Source organism: Altererythrobacter chaiwopuensis (genome assembly GCF_054957735.1).
In genome coordinates, this window is sequence record NZ_JBTXJF010000001.1 from 967294 (window position 1) to 984558 (window position 17265).

At 61.8% G+C, this 17265-nt stretch carries 17 protein-coding genes; 12 read left to right on the plus strand and 5 right to left on the minus strand.

What is annotated here, in order from left to right; genetic code table 11:
• Positions 1-108: 108 nt before the first annotated feature.
• Positions 109-816: a Crp/Fnr family transcriptional regulator gene (locus ACX3VQ_RS04800; protein WP_462579805.1), complete on the plus strand. Its 708-nt coding sequence runs from the start codon at positions 109-111 to the stop codon at positions 814-816.
• A gap of 18 nt (positions 817-834) precedes the next feature.
• On the opposite strand, the gene ACX3VQ_RS04805 is transcribed toward ACX3VQ_RS04800, so the two are convergent.
• A complete protein-coding gene (locus ACX3VQ_RS04805; protein ID WP_462579806.1) occupies positions 835-1512 on the minus strand; it encodes an OmpW/AlkL family protein in 678 nt (225 codons plus the stop codon).
• 164 nt (positions 1513-1676) lie between these two features.
• Here ACX3VQ_RS04805 and ACX3VQ_RS04810 point away from each other — a divergent pair, with 164 nt between their 5' ends.
• The 10 genes from ACX3VQ_RS04810 (at position 1677) to hemN (ending at position 11771) form a co-directional block, all read left to right on the plus strand.
• On the plus strand, positions 1677-2438 hold the full coding sequence (locus ACX3VQ_RS04810; RefSeq protein ID WP_462571236.1) for a Crp/Fnr family transcriptional regulator: 762 nt from the start codon (positions 1677-1679) through the stop codon (positions 2436-2438).
• An 11-nt stretch (positions 2439-2449) separates the two neighbouring features.
• Entirely contained in the window at positions 2450-4105 is a 1656-nt protein-coding gene (gene ccoN / locus ACX3VQ_RS04815) for a cbb3-type cytochrome c oxidase subunit I (protein ID WP_462571235.1), read from the plus strand.
• 11 nt (positions 4106-4116) lie between these two features.
• Entirely contained in the window at positions 4117-4878 is a 762-nt protein-coding gene (ccoO, locus tag ACX3VQ_RS04820; RefSeq protein ID WP_462579807.1) for a cytochrome-c oxidase, cbb3-type subunit II, read from the plus strand.
• Positions 4875-5039 carry a cbb3-type cytochrome c oxidase subunit 3 gene (locus ACX3VQ_RS04825; RefSeq protein ID WP_462571232.1) on the plus strand — a complete coding sequence of 55 codons (165 nt, stop codon included), beginning with the start codon at positions 4875-4877 and terminating at the stop codon, positions 5037-5039. Before ccoO ends, ACX3VQ_RS04825 begins: the two co-directional genes overlap by 4 nt.
• Entirely contained in the window at positions 5029-5949 is a 921-nt protein-coding gene (gene ccoP, locus ACX3VQ_RS04830) for a cytochrome-c oxidase, cbb3-type subunit III (RefSeq protein ID WP_462571231.1), read from the plus strand. The genes ACX3VQ_RS04825 and ccoP overlap by 11 nt, the downstream gene beginning before the upstream one ends.
• Positions 5936-7486: a cytochrome c oxidase accessory protein CcoG gene (ccoG, locus tag ACX3VQ_RS04835; RefSeq protein ID WP_462579808.1), complete on the plus strand. Its 1551-nt coding sequence runs from the start codon at positions 5936-5938 to the stop codon at positions 7484-7486. The genes ccoP and ccoG overlap by 14 nt, the downstream gene beginning before the upstream one ends.
• Positions 7483-7932 carry a FixH family protein gene (locus ACX3VQ_RS04840; protein WP_462571229.1) on the plus strand — a complete coding sequence of 150 codons (450 nt, stop codon included), beginning with the start codon at positions 7483-7485 and terminating at the stop codon, positions 7930-7932. Before ccoG ends, ACX3VQ_RS04840 begins: the two co-directional genes overlap by 4 nt.
• The gene (locus ACX3VQ_RS04845; RefSeq protein WP_462571228.1) at positions 7905-10049 is read left to right on the plus strand and encodes a heavy metal translocating P-type ATPase; all 2145 of its coding nucleotides are present in this window, start codon (positions 7905-7907) and stop codon (positions 10047-10049) included. Before ACX3VQ_RS04840 ends, ACX3VQ_RS04845 begins: the two co-directional genes overlap by 28 nt.
• Positions 10049-10216, plus strand: coding sequence for a cbb3-type cytochrome oxidase assembly protein CcoS (gene ccoS / locus ACX3VQ_RS04850; RefSeq protein ID WP_462571227.1), 168 nt, complete (start codon positions 10049-10051; stop codon positions 10214-10216). The genes ACX3VQ_RS04845 and ccoS overlap by 1 nt, the downstream gene beginning before the upstream one ends.
• 244 nt (positions 10217-10460) lie before the next feature.
• Positions 10461-11771, plus strand: a complete 1311-nt coding sequence (gene hemN, locus ACX3VQ_RS04855) for an oxygen-independent coproporphyrinogen III oxidase (protein ID WP_462580688.1) — start codon at positions 10461-10463, stop codon at positions 11769-11771.
• Positions 11772-11783: 12 nt separating this feature from the next.
• Here hemN and ACX3VQ_RS04860 read toward each other — a convergent pair whose 3' ends face one another.
• From ACX3VQ_RS04860 to ACX3VQ_RS04875, 4 genes are all read right to left on the minus strand, one after another.
• Positions 11784-12350: a VOC family protein gene (locus tag ACX3VQ_RS04860; RefSeq protein WP_462579810.1), complete on the minus strand. Its 567-nt coding sequence runs from the start codon at positions 12348-12350 to the stop codon at positions 11784-11786.
• Entirely contained in the window at positions 12347-13462 is a 1116-nt protein-coding gene (hppD, locus tag ACX3VQ_RS04865; RefSeq protein WP_462579812.1) for a 4-hydroxyphenylpyruvate dioxygenase, read from the minus strand. Before hppD ends, ACX3VQ_RS04860 begins: the two co-directional genes overlap by 4 nt.
• Positions 13463-13562: 100 nt before the next feature.
• A complete protein-coding gene (locus ACX3VQ_RS04870; RefSeq protein WP_462579814.1) occupies positions 13563-15092 on the minus strand; it encodes an acetyl-CoA acetyltransferase in 1530 nt (509 codons plus the stop codon).
• Positions 15093-15102: 10 nt separating this feature from the next.
• Positions 15103-16371, minus strand: a complete 1269-nt coding sequence (locus ACX3VQ_RS04875; RefSeq protein ID WP_462579815.1) for an acetyl-CoA C-acetyltransferase — start codon at positions 16369-16371, stop codon at positions 15103-15105.
• 116 nt (positions 16372-16487) lie between these two features.
• Here ACX3VQ_RS04875 and ACX3VQ_RS04880 point away from each other — a divergent pair, with 116 nt between their 5' ends.
• Positions 16488-17249 (plus strand): crotonase/enoyl-CoA hydratase family protein, encoded by a 762-nt coding sequence (locus ACX3VQ_RS04880; protein WP_462571222.1) that lies wholly within the window; start codon positions 16488-16490, stop codon positions 17247-17249.
• Positions 17250-17265 lie beyond the last annotated feature (16 nt).

Sequence of the window (17265 nt, forward strand, 5' to 3'; positions counted from 1 at the left end):
CCTTCTGTCGCGCCTTATACCCGAATCATTCCCTGGTGCATCACCCGGCTAGCCAAAATCGCGTCATGGCAGGTTTGAACTCCTTCCAAGCTGCTGTATGTGGCGTTTATGGACGCGATTGGCAGCACAGCACCAGCATCATTTTGCGACACCTGCACCGTGCGCAATCGGGCGATCTGCTCAGACTTGTCGCGTGATGAGCTGGCCGTGCTCAATGGCATCGGGCGCCAACGCAGGCTGAGCGCGGGCGAACAGCTGATCTGGGAAGGCGACGAGGCGGTGCTGGTCGCCAATGTGGTGGAGGGGCTGCTGAAGCTGTCCAGCTCAACGTCTGACGGGCGCGAACAGATCCTGGGCATTGCCTTTCCATCGGATTTTCTTGGCCGCCCCTTTGGCGGATCGACACCCTATGGCGTCGAAGCACTTACCGACGCGCAGGTATGTGTATTCGAGCGCAAGGATTTTGACCGGTTTGCCAAGGAGCATCCACGGCTTGAACACAAGCTGCTCGAACGCACGCTGGCCGAACTTGACCGGACGCGCAAATGGATGCTGCTGCTGGGCCGGATGAACGCCGAACAGAAGCTCGCCAGCTTCCTGCTTCAGGCTGCCGACCGCGCCAGCGAGGCTGGTGGCGACGGGCGCAGCTTCGACCTGCAACTATCGCGCCAGCAGATTGCCGACATTCTGGGGCTGACGATCGAAACCGTCAGCCGCCAGATGACAAAGATGAAGTCGCAAGGGCTGATCGATCTGCCCTCGCGCAGGGCCGTTGCGATCCTCGACCGCGAAGCGCTCGAGGATCGTGCCGAATAGCCTGCGGCACCCCGCGCGTCAGAAGGTGTAGGTTACACCCGCACTCAGCACCCAGGGATCAAGCTTGTGTTCGGTTTCGATCACTACCACATCCCCGGCAAACCAGCGCGCAGTCGTGTCGACGAAATAGCGTTTGGCATCCAGGCTTAGGCCAAGGCCCTTGTCCGACAGGGGGATGTCGATACCCGCCTGCAGCACGAAACCGAACTCGTCCGAAAAATCGGTATCGGTGATGCTCAGCGGCGCCGGGGTCGTGGCCGCACCCGGCTTGTCATTGATCCACAGGAAATAGGTCGCACCAGCGCCGATGTAGGGCTTCGCACCGCCCGCATCGAAATGATACTTGGCCGTGAAAGTCGCGGGAATGACGCGGGCGTTCGATACCAGCTCTGCCCCTGGCAGGCCGGAAACGGCGTCGACATCATGTTGCGTCATGCAGCAGATCGTTTCGACCGAGACATTGTTGGTGAAAAAATATTCGATCGCAATCGTCGGGACGTAATTGTCATTCGCCTTGGTTTGAGTGCCCGCAGGCAGACCAGGATCAACCCTGAGTTCGGTGATCTTTCCGTCGGGCAAGACGGCAGTGCCCAGCAGTTTGACCTGTACGTCGCCGGTGCGATCATTGTCCTGCGCGGCGGCGGGGCTGGCAAGCATCGCCAGTGAGGCGGTGGCAGCTGCCAATAGAATCTTCATCACATGGTTTCCCTGTGGCTGCAGCGACCGCCCCTTGCGGCCCAGGATTTTTGCAACCTGAGGTCGCAATTGCTCCGTTGGAAAGGATGGTTCATTGATCCTGATCAAAGACCGAAATCGCCAACCTGGGTAATTGCGATCATGTTCTCGTATCCGGAGCGATCGTGCCCAAGGAATCGTTTGACAGATTTCGCCGCCAGATCCTGACGCGCTGCGATTCAGCGCAGGTCAGCGAACGCCTGTCAGAAATCGGTCAGTTCCAGCAGACACGCCGGGCAGAACGAATAGTGCTTTCAGCGACCGGAGATCAGCTGGTGTTCTTGGCCGAGGGGGCAACCAAGCTGATTGTTCGAATGCCGGATGCCAGCGAGCATGTGCTGGCATTCCACTTTCCCGGCGACATGATCTATGTACCGCAGCCCGAACAGGGCGCGATCAGCATGCTCGCCCTGGCAGACTGCCGTACCATAGCCTTTCCCGCCAATAGCTTCCTCGAAATCGCGGAAGCAGAGCCTTCAGTGCTGCGCACCATCCTGGCCCGCACACTGCTGGCGCTGCAACGCTGCCGCAACAAGGCGATTCGGCTGGGCCGCAAGTCTGCGCAAGAAAGGATAACCGATTTCCTGCTGGCTATGGCTGACCGGATTGGCGTGCCCGATGGCGATTCGATCCGGCTCAACTTGCCAATGTCCCGCCGCGACATCGGCAACAGCCTGGGCCTGACGATCGAAACCGTCAGCCGCCAGTTCACCGAGTTGCGCAATGAGCACTTGATTTCAACTGCGGGTCGCTCAATTGTGCGGCTTCACCATCTGGACGAACTGGCCACGCGCGCGGGCCATGTTTCGCGCTCAAACACACAAGCCAAAATTTGCGCTGAATCAAAGAGTGGCCTGCGGCCCGGCGCTATCGCAGCGGCAGACTAGGGGAACATACAATGCAAGCAGTACTTGGCCGCATCGGCATCTGGTCCGTCGTCCTGCTCGCCGCGATCATGGCGATTGTGGCTGCGAAGGACACGGTCTTTGCCGTTCACATGACGATCGTCGCGATCGCCGCCTTTCTCTTGATCGTATTCACCGCAAGAAATTACGATCCGCTGGCCAAGGCGCAGAGCATGTTCCGGATGCCAGCCGGGCCATCGCGCTATGATGATGATCCGATCCGCTGGGGCGTGATTGCGACCATATTCTGGGGCATGGCCGGTTTCGCGGCGGGGCTGTTCATCGCGCTGCAGATGGTATTCCCCCAGCTCAATTTTGAGCCTTATCTCAATTTCGGCCGGCTACGCCCGCTGCACACTTCAGCGGTGATCTTCGCCTTTGGCGGCAATGCGCTGATCGCCACCAGTTTCTATGTCGTGCAGCGCACCTGCCGCGCCACTTTGGCCTTCCCCACGCTCGCGCGGTTCGTGTTCTGGGGCTACCAGCTGTTCATCGTACTGGCGGCCACCGGCTATCTGCTGGGTGTTACCCAGTCGCGCGAATATGCCGAGCCGGAATGGTATGTCGACTTGTGGTTGACGATTGTCTGGGTCGCCTATTTCATCGTGTTCATGGGCACGATCGTGCGCCGGAATGAACCGCATATCTATGTCGCCAACTGGTTCTACCTCGCCTTCATCATCACCATTGCCATGTTGCACATCGTCAACAATCTGGCGGTGCCCGTCAGCTTCCTCGGCGCGAAGAGCTACAGCGCCTTTTCCGGGGTGCAGGATGCGCTGACGCAGTGGTGGTATGGTCACAACGCGGTGGGCTTCTTCCTCACTGCTGGCTTCCTGGCGATGATGTACTACTTCGTGCCCAAGCAGGCCGAGCGGCCGGTCTATTCCTACCGCCTGTCGATCATTCACTTCTGGAGCCTGATCTTCCTCTATATCTGGGCCGGGCCGCACCACCTGCACTACACCGCCCTGCCTGACTGGGCGCAGACGTTGGGCATGGTTTTCAGCATCATGCTGTGGATGCCCAGCTGGGGCGGGATGATCAACGGGCTGATGACGCTCAATGGCGCATGGGACAAGGTCCGTACCGATCCGATCATCCGCATGATGGTGATGGCGCTCGCCTTCTACGGGATGAGCACATTCGAAGGCCCGATGATGAGCATCAAATGGGTCAACAGCCTGAGCCACTATACCGACTGGACCATTGGCCACGTTCACTCCGGCGCGCTGGGCTGGAACGGAATGATCACTTTTGCCTGCATCTACTTCCTGGTGCCGCGCTTGTGGCAACGCGAGCGGATGTATTCGCTGCGGATGATCAACTGGCACTTCTGGCTGGCAAGTGCGGGAATCGTCTTCTACGCGGGCAGCATGTGGGTGGCCGGGATCACTCAGGGCCTGATGTGGCGTGAATACGGAGTTGACGGCTATCTGGTGAACAGCTTCGTCGACACTGTCGCAGCGCTGAAGCCGATGTTCGCCCTGCGCGCTTTCGGGGGCCTGCTCTACCTCTCGGGCGCGGTCGTGATGAGCTACAACATCTGGATGACGATCGCAGGCAATCTGCGCGAGGAAGCTCCGATGACCGAGACCCCGCATAATGAAGCTGCCGACCGTCCCATTGCCGCAGTTCCGGCCGAATAGGAGCGCGATCCATGAGCAACTCGAACAACCAAACCTCGACGCGCCACCAGAAGCTGGAGCGCAATATCACGCTGATGGCGGTCGCCACGCTGGTAACGGTCGCGATCGGCGGGCTGGTGCAGCTCACCCCGCTGTTCTACCTCGACAACACGATTGAGAAGGTTGAGGGCATGCGCCCCTATACCCCGCTCGAACAAGCCGGGCGCGACATCTATGTCCGCGAAGGCTGCTATGTCTGCCACAGCCAGATGATCCGCCCATTCCGCGACGAGGTCGAGCGTTATGGCCCATACAGCCTGGCTGCGGAAAGCATGTATGACCACCCGTTCCAATGGGGATCGAAGCGCACCGGGCCGGATCTGGCGCGGGTTGGTGGGCGCTATTCGGATGAATGGCATGTCCAGCACCTCACCGATCCGCAAAGCGTGGTGCCTGAAAGCATCATGCCGCAATACGGCTTCCTGGGAGAGACCACGCTGCATGTGCCCGATGCGGCAGGCACGCTTGTCGCGCTCAGCCGGGTCGGCGTGCCCTATAGTGAAACCGATATCGAGATGGCCGAGGCGGACCTCATCGCGCAGGCCAATCCCGATGTCGATCCGGGCGACCTGGCAATGCGCTATCCCAAGGCGCAGATCCGCGATTTCGACGGCAATCCCAGGCGCGTCACCGAAATGGACGCGCTGGTTGCCTATCTCCAGATGCTGGGCACGTTGGTTGATGTCAGCAGTGCTGCCGCGCAGCAGGAGCTGGCCGAGGAGAAGGGGCGATGAGCGATTACGACACCTTGCGCCATTTCGCAGATAGTTATGGGCTGCTGGCAATGACCGTGCTGTTCCTGGCACTGTGCGCCTGGCCCTTCCGGCCCGGAGCAAGAGCTCGCAACCATGAAGCCGCCCACTCGATCCTGAAGGACCAAGACGATGGCGAATGATCCGAACACGCCCAATCGCATTGACGAGCCCACCGGCACCGAATTCGTCGGGCATGAATGGGACGGTATTGAAGAGCTCAACACACCGCTGCCGCGATGGTGGCTCTGGACCTTCTACGCCACAGTCGTCTGGGCGTTGGCCTATTCGGTTGCCTATCCCGCCTGGCCGATGCTCAGCCGGGCCACAGAGGGCGTGCTGGGCTGGACCAGCCGCGGCCAGTTGATGGAGGAAATGGGCGCCGCCGATGCAGCCCATCAAACGGTCAAGGAACAACTGGCCGCCGTTGACATCATCAAGTGGCAAGACAATCCGGAATTGATGCAGAAAGCCGTTGCCGGGGGCGCGGCGGCCTTCAAGGTCAATTGCGTACAATGCCACGGCTCTGGCGCGGCAGGTTCTGCCGGATATCCCAACCTCAATGATGACGACTGGTTGTGGGGCGGCGATATCGAAGCGATCGAGTTCACCATCAAGCACGGTATCCGCTGGGACGGTGACAGCCAGAGTCGCACCAGCCTGATGCCTGGATTTGACGGGATCTTCAGCGATGCCCAGGTCACCAGCCTTGTAGGCCATGTCCGCTCGCTCAGTGGGCAAGGCGAATCGAACGCAATTGGCGCGCAGTTGTACGCTGACAACTGCCTTGCCTGCCACGGCCCGGCCGGGGGCGGCGACCGATTGCAGGGCGCGCCCGCGCTCAATGACGCGATCTGGCTCTATGGTAGCGACGCAGCCAATATCCGCACGCAGATCCTCAGGCCCCGCCACGGAGTAATGCCAGGCTGGCAGGATCGGCTCGATCCGGTTACAGTCAAGATGCTGGCCGCCTATGTCCACTCGCTGGGCGGCGGCGAACAGGTGCCGGCGATGGCGCCGGAACCGGTAACGGAAGATAATGTCCAACCCTGACGATCGACCATCGGCAAGCGGCACACAGGATCGCTGGGCCAAGGCGGTACCGGGCGGTGGTGGGGGAACAGCAGCCCCCCACACATCTGCACCGCGCAAATCCGCACCCGCCGCCGCCGACCAGCTCTACGAGAAGCACAAGACCGTCCATAACAAGCGGATCGACGGGCCATTCCGGCGCTTCAAGTGGTTGGTGATGCTGATTACTCTGGGCATATACTACGTTACGCCGTGGCTCCGCTGGGATCGTGGACCCTACGCACCCGACCAGGCAGTGTTGATCGACCTCGCCAATCGCCGCTTCTACATGTTCGGGATCGAGATCTGGCCGCACGAATTCTATTTCGTCGCGGGCCTGCTGATCATGGCCGGGATCGGGCTGTTCCTGGTCACCAGTGCGGTGGGCCGCGCATGGTGCGGCTATGCTTGCCCGCAGACCGTGTGGACCGACCTGTTCCAGCATATCGACCGGCTCATTGACGGAGATCGAAACGCCCGCATCCGGCTTGATAATGCGCCCTGGACTGCATCAAAATTTGCGCGGCGGCTGTTCAAATGGTCCATCTATCTCGCCATCGCCTTTGCAACCGGCGGCGCCTGGATCCTGTATTTCGCTGACGCGCCAACTCTGTTCCGGGACTTTTTTACCCTTCAGGCCGCGCCGGTTGCCTATGGCACGGTAGCGATCCTGACCGCGACCACATTTGCCCTGGGCGGCTTCATGCGCGAACAGGTATGCATCTATATGTGTCCCTGGCCGCGCATCCAGACCGCGATGCTCGATGAGAAGTCGCTGATCGTCACCTATAAGGACTGGCGCGGCGAACCACGCGGCAGCTTGAAGAAGGCGGAGAAGAATCCCGAGGCCTTCGGCGATTGCATCGATTGCCTGCAATGTGTCGCGGTCTGCCCAACCGGGATCGACATTCGCGAAGGCCCGCAGATCGGCTGCATCACTTGCGCGCTGTGTATCGACGCCTGCGACCGGGTGATGAAGGATATCGGTCGGCCGCGTGGGCTGATCGATTATGCTACATTGGATGATTGCAAGGCCGAACAGGCTGGCGAGCCCCCGCGCCCTGCGTGGAAGGCGCTGCTCCACCCGCGCACTCTGGTCTACTTCACTATATGGGGTTCGATCGGCCTCGCACTGCTGTTTGCGCTCGGAACACGCAACCGCACCGATCTGACAGTCTCTCCCGATCGCAATCCACCCTTCATGCTGCTGCGCGATGGTTCGGTTCGCAATGCCTACACGCTCAAGCTGCGCAACATGGAAGGCCGCCCGCGCGCGATGGAAATCGCGCTTGAAGGTCTGCCCGGCGCGGTACTGTGGACCGACACCATCCCGCAGGGTTCGGCCGCGCGCAGCCAGGTGGTGAAAGTTCCCGCCGATCTCACGCAGACAGTGCGCGCCTATGTCGCCGCGCCTGCGGGAACCGGCGAGCAGAACTTCACTTTCGTCCTGACCTCGCAAGACGAGCAGGCTGAGAGCGACAGCGAGGAAACCCTCTTCAACGCTCCAGGAGGCCAATGATGAGGCGCGAATTCACCGGTCGGCATATGCTGATCGTGCTGGTCGCCGGCTTCGGCGTGGTGGTGGCGGTCAACTTCTTCATGGCCAGCCTCGCCGCGCGCGGTTTCAGCGGCGTGGTCGTCGAAAACAGCTATGTCGCGAGCCAGCATTTCAACGGCTGGCTGGCGCAGGCTGAAAGGCAGCAGGCGCTGGGCTGGGAGGCAAAGCTTGCCCGAGCGGAAGATGGCCGCTTGCGCGTCGAAACCAGCGGGGTACCGGCCTCTGCCACGCTTCGCGCAGACATCCGCCGCCCGCTGGGGGATCCGGAATTGGCCGAGCTTGAGCTGGTCCCTGACGGCGCCGATGCCTTTACCACGCCGGAACCGGTGGCTGACGGGCGCTGGATCATTCGCCTGTATATCGATGCCGGCGGGCAGGAATGGCGGCGGGAAGAGCACTTGCCGTGAATGCGCCGCAAACCATCCCCGCCGACGAAGCGCGGGAGCTGGTCGATACCCGCTTCACCGTGCCGGGGATGCGCTGCGCGGGCTGCATAGCCAAGCTTGAACGCGAATTGCCCAAGGTTCAGGGTATCGAAGATGCGCGAGTCAATTTCTCGGCAAAGCGGGTGGCGCTGCGGCATGTCCCGGAACTTGACGAAGACCGGCTGATCGAAGCGATCGAAGCGCTGGGCTTCGAGGCGCAGCGGGTCGCCGACAATCCGCTGGGTCAGGACGATGCCGATCGCAGGCTGCTGCTGCGCGCGCTGGCGGTGGCGGGCTTCGGCATGATGAATATCATGCTGCTCTCGGTCAGCGTGTGGTCGGGCGCGGGAGGCGTCACCAAGCAGCTGTTCCACTGGCTTTCGGCAATCATCGCCATCCCCGTGATCGCCTATGCGGGCAGGCCGTTCTTCGCTTCCGCCTGGATGGCGCTTAGCCACCGCCGCACCAATATGGACGTGCCGATTTCGATCGGCGTGCTGCTGGCGACAGCACTAAGTTTTTACGAAACGCTGACCGGCGGGGCGCATGCCTATTTCGACAGCGCGGTCATGCTGCTGTTCTTCCTGCTTACCGGACGCGCGCTTGATGCCATGATGCGCGGCAAGACCCGCGCCGGGATCGGCGCACTGCTTGGGCGCATGGGCAGGAGCGCTTCGGTGCTTGGCGCAGACGGCACCATCGAGCGAATGGCGGCGGAACAGCTCAGGCCGGGCATGGTGATGCTGGTCGCGGCCGGGGAATCGCTGGCCGCAGACGGCGAAGTGATCGAGGGCGCCAGTGCGATCGACAATTCGATGCTGACCGGCGAAAGCCGGCTCGAATCCGCCGGACCGGGCAGCGAAGTTCACGCCGGATCGATCAATGTCATGGCCCCGATCCGCGTGCGCGCCAAGGCCGTGGCGAGCGATACCAAGCTGGCCGAGATTGCGCGGCTCATGGACGAAGCGGGCCAATCGCGCAGCCGCTATGTCCGCATTGCAGATCGCGCATCGCGCATTTACGCCCCGGCGGTGCACACTCTGGCGCTGCTTGCCTTTGTCGGCTGGATGCTGGCGGGCGCTGGTTGGCATCAAGCGCTGCTGATCTCGATTGCGGTGCTGATTATTACTTGCCCTTGCGCGCTGGGGCTGGCGGTTCCCGCTGCGCAAGTGGTGGCAAGCAACGCGCTGCTCAGGCAGGGCCTGCTGGTGAAAGACGGCACCGCGCTCGAGCGGCTGGCGGAAGTCGATTGCGTACGCTTTGACAAGACCGGCACGCTGACGCTGGGCCAGCCGCGCCCGGATTTGCGCGGCCTCGATGAGGAGGCCAGGGCGATCGCGCTGGCACTGGCACAAAATTCGCGTCACCCGCTCAGCAAGGGTCTGGCACAGGCGCTGCTGGCCAATGGCGTTGTGCCCGCGTCGCTTACCGATGTGGAAGAGCGCCCCGGCGAAGGCATCTTTGCACTGTTCGACCGCTCCGAAGTCGCGCTCGCCCGACCCTCGGAGGCTTCGGACCATCCGATGAGCGAGTTGAGGATAGGCGATCGGCGAATCGCCATCCATTTCGCTGACCCACTGCGCGAGGATATTGCCGAAGCACTGCACCAACTCGCGCTGATGGGCTTGCATGCCGAATTGCTGTCGGGCGACCGCAAGGACGCTGTCGAGGCCGTGGCCCGTCAATTCAATCTGCCCGGCGCAGGCGGGCTTTCACCGGCTGACAAGCTTGACCTGCTCAACCGCCTGAAAGCGGACGGACATTACCCTTTGATGGTGGGTGACGGGCTTAACGATGGGCCAGCGCTCGCCGCCGCGCATGCCGCGATTGCACCGGGCAGTGCCAGCGATGCCAGCCAGCAGGCCGCCGATGCGGTGTTCATCGGCGAACGCCTGATGCCGGTCGCCAAGGCAGTGCAAGTGGCGCGAGCAACGATGCGCATCGTGAAGCAGAATTTCGCGCTCGCAATCGGCTACAACATCCTTGCCGTGCCGCTGGCGCTGGCGGGCCTCGTCACCCCGCTGATCGCCGCCATCGCCATGTCGCTGAGTTCGCTGATCGTGGTCGGCAATTCGCTGCGACTTGCAAGGGCCGCCTGATGACGGGGCTGATGTTCCTTATTCCGGTAGCGCTGGGGATGGGTGCGCTGGGCCTTGCCATGTTTTTCTGGGCGATGAAGAACGGCCAGTTCGAAGACCTCGACGGCGCTGCCCAACGCATTCTGATCGATGAAGACGAAGAGCAGGATGAGGACGAGAAATGTTGATCGCGCGGACCGCCGCCCTGGCGCTGCTGGTCGGCACGCTGCCGTTGCAACCGGCCTCCGCTCAAGGTGCCACGATCGCCGCCCGGCTCTGCGACGGCAGCAGCATAGCGATCCCCCTGGGCGATGATGAGGAGCCCCAGCCGCCTGTCCCCTGCCCAGCCAAGGCATGCCATGCCGGAACTTGCCGAAAGCAAATTGATCGATCTCAATGAATTCCTTTGCCGATCTGCCATTCATGATCGGCATGTGGCCCTATCATCCCGAACTGCTTGCGACGCCCGTCCCGCGTTACACCAGCTTTCCGACGGCGGCGGAATTCGGCCCTGTCAGCGCGCACCTCTTCATCGAGCAACTCGAACAGGTCGCAAGCGAGATCTCACTCTATGTCCACATCCCGTTCTGCGAGAAGATTTGCCATTACTGTGGCTGCAACACTGCCGCGGCAGGCCGGCGCCATCGGCTCGAAACCTATCTCGACGCGCTCCAGCGCGAAGCGGCACTGCTGGCTGACCATTTGCCGCCAAATGTAGCGGTCAGCCGCCTGTCCTTTGGCGGAGGCAGCCCCAATGCCATATCGCCGCTCGATTTTGCACGCCTGTTAAGCTGCCTCACGGTCCATTTCCGGCTTGCCAGCCCGCATATTTCGATCGAAGTCGATCCGCGCGCGATGAGCAGGGAATGGGCCGAAGTTATCGGAAGTTCGGGCATCACCCGCGCCAGCCTGGGGGTGCAAACCTTTGCGCCCGAAACCCAGGCTGCCATCGGCCGGGTCCAGCCGCCCGACATGATCGAACAAACCACTGCCTGGCTGCGCAAGGCCGGGGTAACCTCGCTCAATTATGACCTGATGTATGGCCTGCCCGGCCAGGAGTGGAGCGATCTGGAAGACACGCTGGAACGCAGCTGCGCCTTGGGTGCGGACCGCATCGCACTGTTCGGCTATGCCCATGTGCCGCATCTGATCCCGCGTCAGCGGGTGATCCCGGCGGACGATTTGCCTGGTCTCGATGCACGCTTCGAAATGGCTGCACGCGGATATGAATATCTTACCGCGCGTGGTTATGCGCCGGTGGGGTTCGATCATTTCGCCCTGCCCGCAGACCCGCTGGCAATCGCGGCACGCGATGGTTCGCTGCGGCGCAATTTCCAGGGTTTCACCGATGATACGGCGCCGGTGCTGATCGGGATTGGCGCCTCGGCGATCAGCAGCTTTCCCGAACTTCTGGTGCAGAATGAAAAGAACAGCGGCCGCTATCGCATGCAATTGTCGCAGGACCGTCTACCGATCGCCCATGGGATCAAACGCAGCGCCGATGGCCAGGCGCGCGGCAAGGTGATCGAGGCCTTGTTGTGCCAAGGCGCGGCAGACTTGCCACAGGCGCTATTGCGCGAGGCGAAGCCGCGGCTCGCACCGTTCCTCGATGCGGGGCTGGCTTCACTCGATGGCGCAATTCTGCAAATCGAACCAGGCGGGTTGCCCTATGCACGCAGCGTGGCCGCGCTGTTCGATCCCTATCGCCAGGATTCGCAGCGGCGCTTCAGCTCGGCAGTGTAAACCGCCGCGAGGTTAGTCGCGGTTTTCCAGCCCTTGCTCGGCGCGAGCAATTTGGTGCAGCCAGTCGGCATGGCGCGGCGCCTTCTTCGTCTGGCTCCATTCTTCGAGCATCAGCGGGGCAACGCGCCTCAGCTCTGCATATTGCTCATCAGTGCCAATATCGGCGGCGAGTTCGATGCGGTGGCCATTGGGATCGAAGAAATAGATCGACTTGAAGATGCCGTGGTGAGTCGGCCCGAGCACATCGATGCCCTGGGCCTCGATATGCGCCTTGGCGGCCAGCAGTTCGTCTTCCGACGCGACCCGGAAGGCCAGGTGCTGGACCCATTGCGGCGTGTTTCCGTCCCGCCCCATCTGCGGCTGGTTCGGAAGCTCGAAAAAGGCGAGGACGTTGCCATTCCCCGCATCGAGGAAGACATGCATGTAAGGATCGTACTCGCCGGTCGAGGGCACATTATCCTCGGCAAAGGCAGTGGTGTATTCCATGCCCAGCACGCGGTCGTACCATTCTACCGTTTCCTTCGCGTCCTTGCAGCGATAGGCGGCGTGGTGGATGCCGGAAGGCTTGATCGCGCTCATTCTGCCGGCTCCCCCTGTACTTCGAGCACGCCGCGGCGGATCTGGTCGCGCTCCATGCTTTCGAACAATGCCTTGAAATTTCCTTCGCCGAAACCTTCGTCACCCTTGCGCTGGATGAATTCGAAGAACACCGGGCCGACCTGAGCCTCGGCAAAGATCTGCAACAGCAGGCGCGGCTGGCCACCTTCGGTCGAACCGTCGAGCAGGATGCCGCGCATCTTGAGCTGGTCCACATCCTCGCCATGGCCGGGCAGGCGATCGCTGAGCATTTCGTAATAGGTCGCGGGCGGCGCGGTCATGAACGGCACGCCAAGCGCCTTGAGGTTATCCCAGCACTTGACCAGATCATCGCAGATCAGCGCGATATGCTGGATCCCTTCACCGTTGAACTGGCGCAGGAATTCCTCGATCTGGCCCTTCCCGCCCTCTCCCTCTTCGTTGAGCGGGATACGGATCTTGCCGTCCGGTGCAGTCAGCGCCTTGGAAGTGAGACCGGTATATTCGCCCTTGATGTCGAAGAAGCGGATTTCGCGGAAATTGAACAGGCTCTCGTAATAGTCCGCCCAGTATTTCATGCGGCCGGTGTAGACGTTGTGCGTCAGGTGATCGATCAGCTTGAAACCCGCGCCTTCAGGATGCCTGTCAACGCCCGGCAGATATTCGAAATCGATGTCATAGATCGACAGGCCCTCACCCTTCTCGTCAGGATAGCGATCGACCAGGTAGAGGATCGCCCCGCCGATGCCGCGGATCGCGGGGATTGCCAGTTCCATCGGGCCGGTTTCGACTGCAACGGGCTCCGCCCCCTGATCAATGAGATGCTCCCACGCCGCAGCGGCATTGCGCACCCGGAAAGCCATGCCGCAGGCCGAGGGACCATGCTCGCGCGCGAAATACCATGCCGCGCTGCGCGGCTCGTAATTGGCGATCAGATTGATCCCGCCTTGGCGCCACAGGTGCACATCCTTCGAACGGTGAGTCGCAACATGGGTGAAGCCCATCGCTTCGAACACGGGTTCGAGCACACCCTCCTCTGGCGCGCAGAACTCCACGAATTCAAAGCCATCGAGGCCGGCAGGGTTCTCAAACAGGTCGGACGGGTGCTTGGTCATGGCAATCCTTGGTTGGAATCAATATAGTTTCGTTTGAAACTAAATACGCGAAACCTGCCCGATTGTCAAAATCTGCCTCAATCTACCGCTGCCAGGGCGATCAGCCCGCCAGTCGGCCGATATTGAGGCCGCGTTCGTCCTGCGTCACGTTAAGCTTCGCGCCGAATGGCTCACCGCTTTCGAACAGCGCGCGGGTCGCCCCGTGCGAAAGATCCGCGTTGCCGCACACCCGCTCGCCCGCATCATTGCGCCCGATGAAAATCGCCACGCTGCCCTTCTTGCCATGGTTGATGGTGTAGCTTTCCACCGTGGTGCTGGAAAACGCGCCCTCGCCGCGCGGCACGGCGTCGGTCGCCTTCGCAAGCTTGGAAAAGCGATCATTTCCCGACCAGTCGGCAGGCTCGGTGGAGTAAATCCCGGTCGAATATTTGCTCATCCAACCACCATTGGCGCCGACCAGCGCGTAGGAGCCGCGATCCTTGCGCACCCGATCCACCGCTTCGCAGATGGCATGGGCCGAGTAGTTGTTCCCCGCTCCGCCGAAGAATGGCAGCCCGCCGGTAAGCGTCAGCCCGCGCGGATCATCTGGCGCAATGCCGAAATGGTCTATCGCGTTGAAAACGGGAATGGCGAAGCATGAATAGAAATCGAGATAGGCCATCTCGTCCATGCCCCTGCCCGCCCGCTCCAAGGCTCTCTCGAGCGACGCGATCGAGGCCGGGCTGCGGCTGAGATCGGGCCGCTGGGTCAACTCCAGCTCGGTCGCGGCGGACACGGCGTGGATGTGCACCCACTTGCCTTCCGGCACGCCCAGCTGCCGCGCCAGTCCGGCGCTGGCGATGATGATCGCCGCAGCCTGGTTCACCTGGTCACGCGCTACCGTCATGCGCGTATAGGGTTCTGCCACGATGCGGTTGCGCTCTGTCACCGTTGCGAGCTCCTCAGCGCTGCGTTCAACCGGGGCTGCGGAATGGGGATTGGCGGCGGCAACCCGGGTGAAGGGTGCGAACAGCTGGCCGATCTTCGCACGGTAATCCTGGAGCGACAGGCCAAGATCGGCGCGCCGCCGATTTTCGCACAGCGCGTAAAGCGGGATTGCACCAGCCGCACCATGCGCCATCAGCGAGGGCTCGAGCAAGCCATCTAGCCCGTAACCGCGATCCTCGATCTCGCCGCCAACTTGCTCAGACCAGTCGGGCTTCTCGCCCTTTGCAGAGAGCGCAAGTACGGTCGAAATTGCTTCCGAACCCACGATTGCCGCGCACTGGCTTTCGCCCGCCGCAATGGCTGCGGCGAATTCGCCGAGATATTGCTGGTTGGTCTGCCCGCCGGTGGTCGATAGGATTGCGCGCTTCGGGTTGGCGCCGACCCGCTTGGCATAGGCACGCGGCACATTGTCTGCCCCGCCAAATGGCCGCTCGGCACCCGGGCGCGACATCTCGAACTGGCGGATCGCCGCCAGCGTATCGATCGCCCCGGCCAGATCCCCGCTAGCGGTGCTGTCGGCAATGGCCGCTGCCAGCGCCCGCCCGCCAAGGTCCATATAGGATAGCGCCTGATATCCCTTGTCCTGCGGACGTTCGGAATATTGCCCTACCCCGATGATGACGGGCGTGTTGTCGGCAATCATGCCGCCTGCCTCAGTCGGCGAAGTCGGTCACACGTTCGACGATGATTGCGGGTGCCATGCCGCCTGCCGCACACATCGTGACAAGGCCATAGCGACCGCCGCGACGCTCAAGCTCGTCGATAATGGTACCGATCAGGATCGATCCGGTCGCGCCGATCGGGTGGCCAAGCGCGATCGAGCCGCCGTTGACGTTGACCTTGTCCCAATCGAGCCCGAGATCGCGCACGAATTTGGCCGCAACCACGGCGAAGGCCTCGTTAATTTCAAACAGGTCGATATCCTCAAGCGTCAATCCCGCCTTTTCCAGCACGCGCCTGGCGGCCGGCACCGGTGCATTGAGCATCAGCGTGGGATCATCGCCCATATTGGCGGTGGCGACGATCCGCGCACGCGGCTTCAGGCCATGGCTCTGCGCATATTCCTTGCTCGTCACCAGCACCGCCGCTGCACCATCGACCACGCCTGACGAATTGCCGGCATGGTGGAAATTCCTGATCTCGAGGTCAGGATATTTCTGGTTCACCAACTTACGGAACGTCGTCCCTTCCGCATCGAGCGGAACGTCCGCGATCTTGGTGAAGGCCGGTTCCAGCTGCGCCAGCCCTTCGCGCGTTGTCTGCGGGCGAGGATATTCGTCATGGTCGAGGATCACATTGCCTTCGTCGTCCACCACCGGAATGATCGATTTGGCAAAGCGCCCTTCGGCAATCGCTTCGGCGGCGCGCTGCTGGCTGCGATAGCCTACCTCATCGAGCTCTTCGCGGGTAATGCCCTCCATGCTGGCAATCGCATCGCCGCAAATGCCCTGGTGGCTCTGCGGATGCACCTTCTGCAGGCGCTCATTGTAGCTGCCCATCATCGGCGGCTTGATCCCGGCCTGCATCTTTTCTTTCGCCATCTGCGCGGTCAGGCTCATCATTTCGGTGCCGCCTGCGACCACGCAATCGGCCATACCGCTCATCACCTGTGCCGCTGCCAGGTTCACGGAAGTGATCCCGCCGCCGCAGAAGCGGTCAAGCGTCATGCCCGAACTGGTGATGTCATAGCCCGCGTCGAGCGAGGCCATGCGGCCCATGTCACCGCCCTGCATGCCGTCCTGGGTCGAGACTGACCAGATCACGTCATCAACCGTCTTGGTATCGAGATGGTTGCGATCCTTGATCGCCTTGAGCACGGTGGCTGCCAGATGCTGCGGATGTTCGGCAGAGAGTGCGCCCTTGCCCTGCTTGCCGATGCCGCGCGGCGTGCGGACTGCGTCAATGATATATGCCTCGCCCATGGGGTATCCTCTCGATTAGCGAAAATGCGGTTGACGCATTCGTAAAGCTTGGCCAGCACATGCACAAGAATTCAGTTGCAATTCAAAATGCCACAAATTGATAGGAGAGAGCGCCGATGAGCGAAGATCTGCTGACCGAAGAGCGTGACGGCATACTGATCATCACGATCAACCGCCCCGAAGCGAAAAATGCGATGAACAAGGCCGCTGCCGAAGGCATCGCTGCGGCGATCGACCGGCTCGACAGCGATGACAATCTTCGCGTCGGTATCCTTACCGGGGCGGGAGGCACCTTCTGTTCGGGCATGGATCTGAAAGGCTTCCTGCGCGGCGAATCGCCCAGTATCGAGGGGCGCGGATTTGGCGGCATCACGCAAAAGGGCCCGGTCAAGCCGCTGATCGCGGCGGTTGAAGGCTATGCCCTGGCCGGCGGTATGGAGCTGATGATCAGCTGCGATCTCATTGTGGCCAACAAGGATGCCAAATTCGGCATTCCCGAGGCCAAACGCGGGCTGGCAGCGGCAGCGGGCGGGTTGATGAAATTGCCCAGCATGATCCCGCCCAAGATCGCGATGGAGCTGGCGCTGACGGGCGAGTTCATCGACGCGGCGCGCGCCTATGAACTCGGCCTGCTCAACCGCGTGGTCGATGGCCCTGCGCTTGATGCTGCGATCGAACTCGCTCGCAAGATCAACGAAAACGGGCCGCTGGCGGTGCGGGTATCCAAGCAGATAGTCGACGAATCGCGCGGCTGGGGGCTTGAAGAACGCTGGGAAAAGCAGGCCAAGCTGCTGCCGCAGGTGTTCATGAGCGAAGACGCCCGCGAAGGCGCCGCCGCCTTTGCCGAGAAACGCAAGCCCAACTGGAAGGGCAAGTAAGCCCGCGCCACGCAAG

Bases quoted from the DNA above. Each gene is read 5' to 3' on its own strand.
- ACX3VQ_RS04800 (WP_462579805.1), top strand. From the start codon at position 109: ATGGACGCGATTGGCAGCACAGCACCAGCATCATTTTGCGACACCTGC.
- ACX3VQ_RS04805 (WP_462579806.1), bottom strand. From the start codon at position 1,512: ATGAAGATTCTATTGGCAGCTGCCACCGCCTCACTGGCGATGCTTGCC.
- ccoN (WP_462571235.1), top strand. From the start codon at position 2,450: ATGCAAGCAGTACTTGGCCGCATCGGCATCTGGTCCGTCGTCCTGCTC.
- ccoO (WP_462579807.1), top strand. From the start codon at position 4,117: ATGAGCAACTCGAACAACCAAACCTCGACGCGCCACCAGAAGCTGGAG.
- ACX3VQ_RS04825 (WP_462571232.1), top strand. From the start codon at position 4,875: ATGAGCGATTACGACACCTTGCGCCATTTCGCAGATAGTTATGGGCTG.
- ccoP (WP_462571231.1), top strand. From the start codon at position 5,029: ATGGCGAATGATCCGAACACGCCCAATCGCATTGACGAGCCCACCGGC.
- ccoG (WP_462579808.1), top strand. From the start codon at position 5,936: ATGTCCAACCCTGACGATCGACCATCGGCAAGCGGCACACAGGATCGC.
- ACX3VQ_RS04840 (WP_462571229.1), top strand. From the start codon at position 7,483: ATGATGAGGCGCGAATTCACCGGTCGGCATATGCTGATCGTGCTGGTC.
- ACX3VQ_RS04845 (WP_462571228.1), top strand. From the start codon at position 7,905: ATGGCGGCGGGAAGAGCACTTGCCGTGAATGCGCCGCAAACCATCCCC.
- ccoS (WP_462571227.1), top strand. From the start codon at position 10,049: ATGACGGGGCTGATGTTCCTTATTCCGGTAGCGCTGGGGATGGGTGCG.
- hemN (WP_462580688.1), top strand. From the start codon at position 10,461: ATGTGGCCCTATCATCCCGAACTGCTTGCGACGCCCGTCCCGCGTTAC.
- ACX3VQ_RS04860 (WP_462579810.1), bottom strand. From the start codon at position 12,350: ATGAGCGCGATCAAGCCTTCCGGCATCCACCACGCCGCCTATCGCTGC.
- hppD (WP_462579812.1), bottom strand. From the start codon at position 13,462: ATGACCAAGCACCCGTCCGACCTGTTTGAGAACCCTGCCGGCCTCGAT.
- ACX3VQ_RS04870 (WP_462579814.1), bottom strand. From the start codon at position 15,092: ATGATTGCCGACAACACGCCCGTCATCATCGGGGTAGGGCAATATTCC.
- ACX3VQ_RS04875 (WP_462579815.1), bottom strand. From the start codon at position 16,371: ATGGGCGAGGCATATATCATTGACGCAGTCCGCACGCCGCGCGGCATC.
- ACX3VQ_RS04880 (WP_462571222.1), top strand. From the start codon at position 16,488: ATGAGCGAAGATCTGCTGACCGAAGAGCGTGACGGCATACTGATCATC.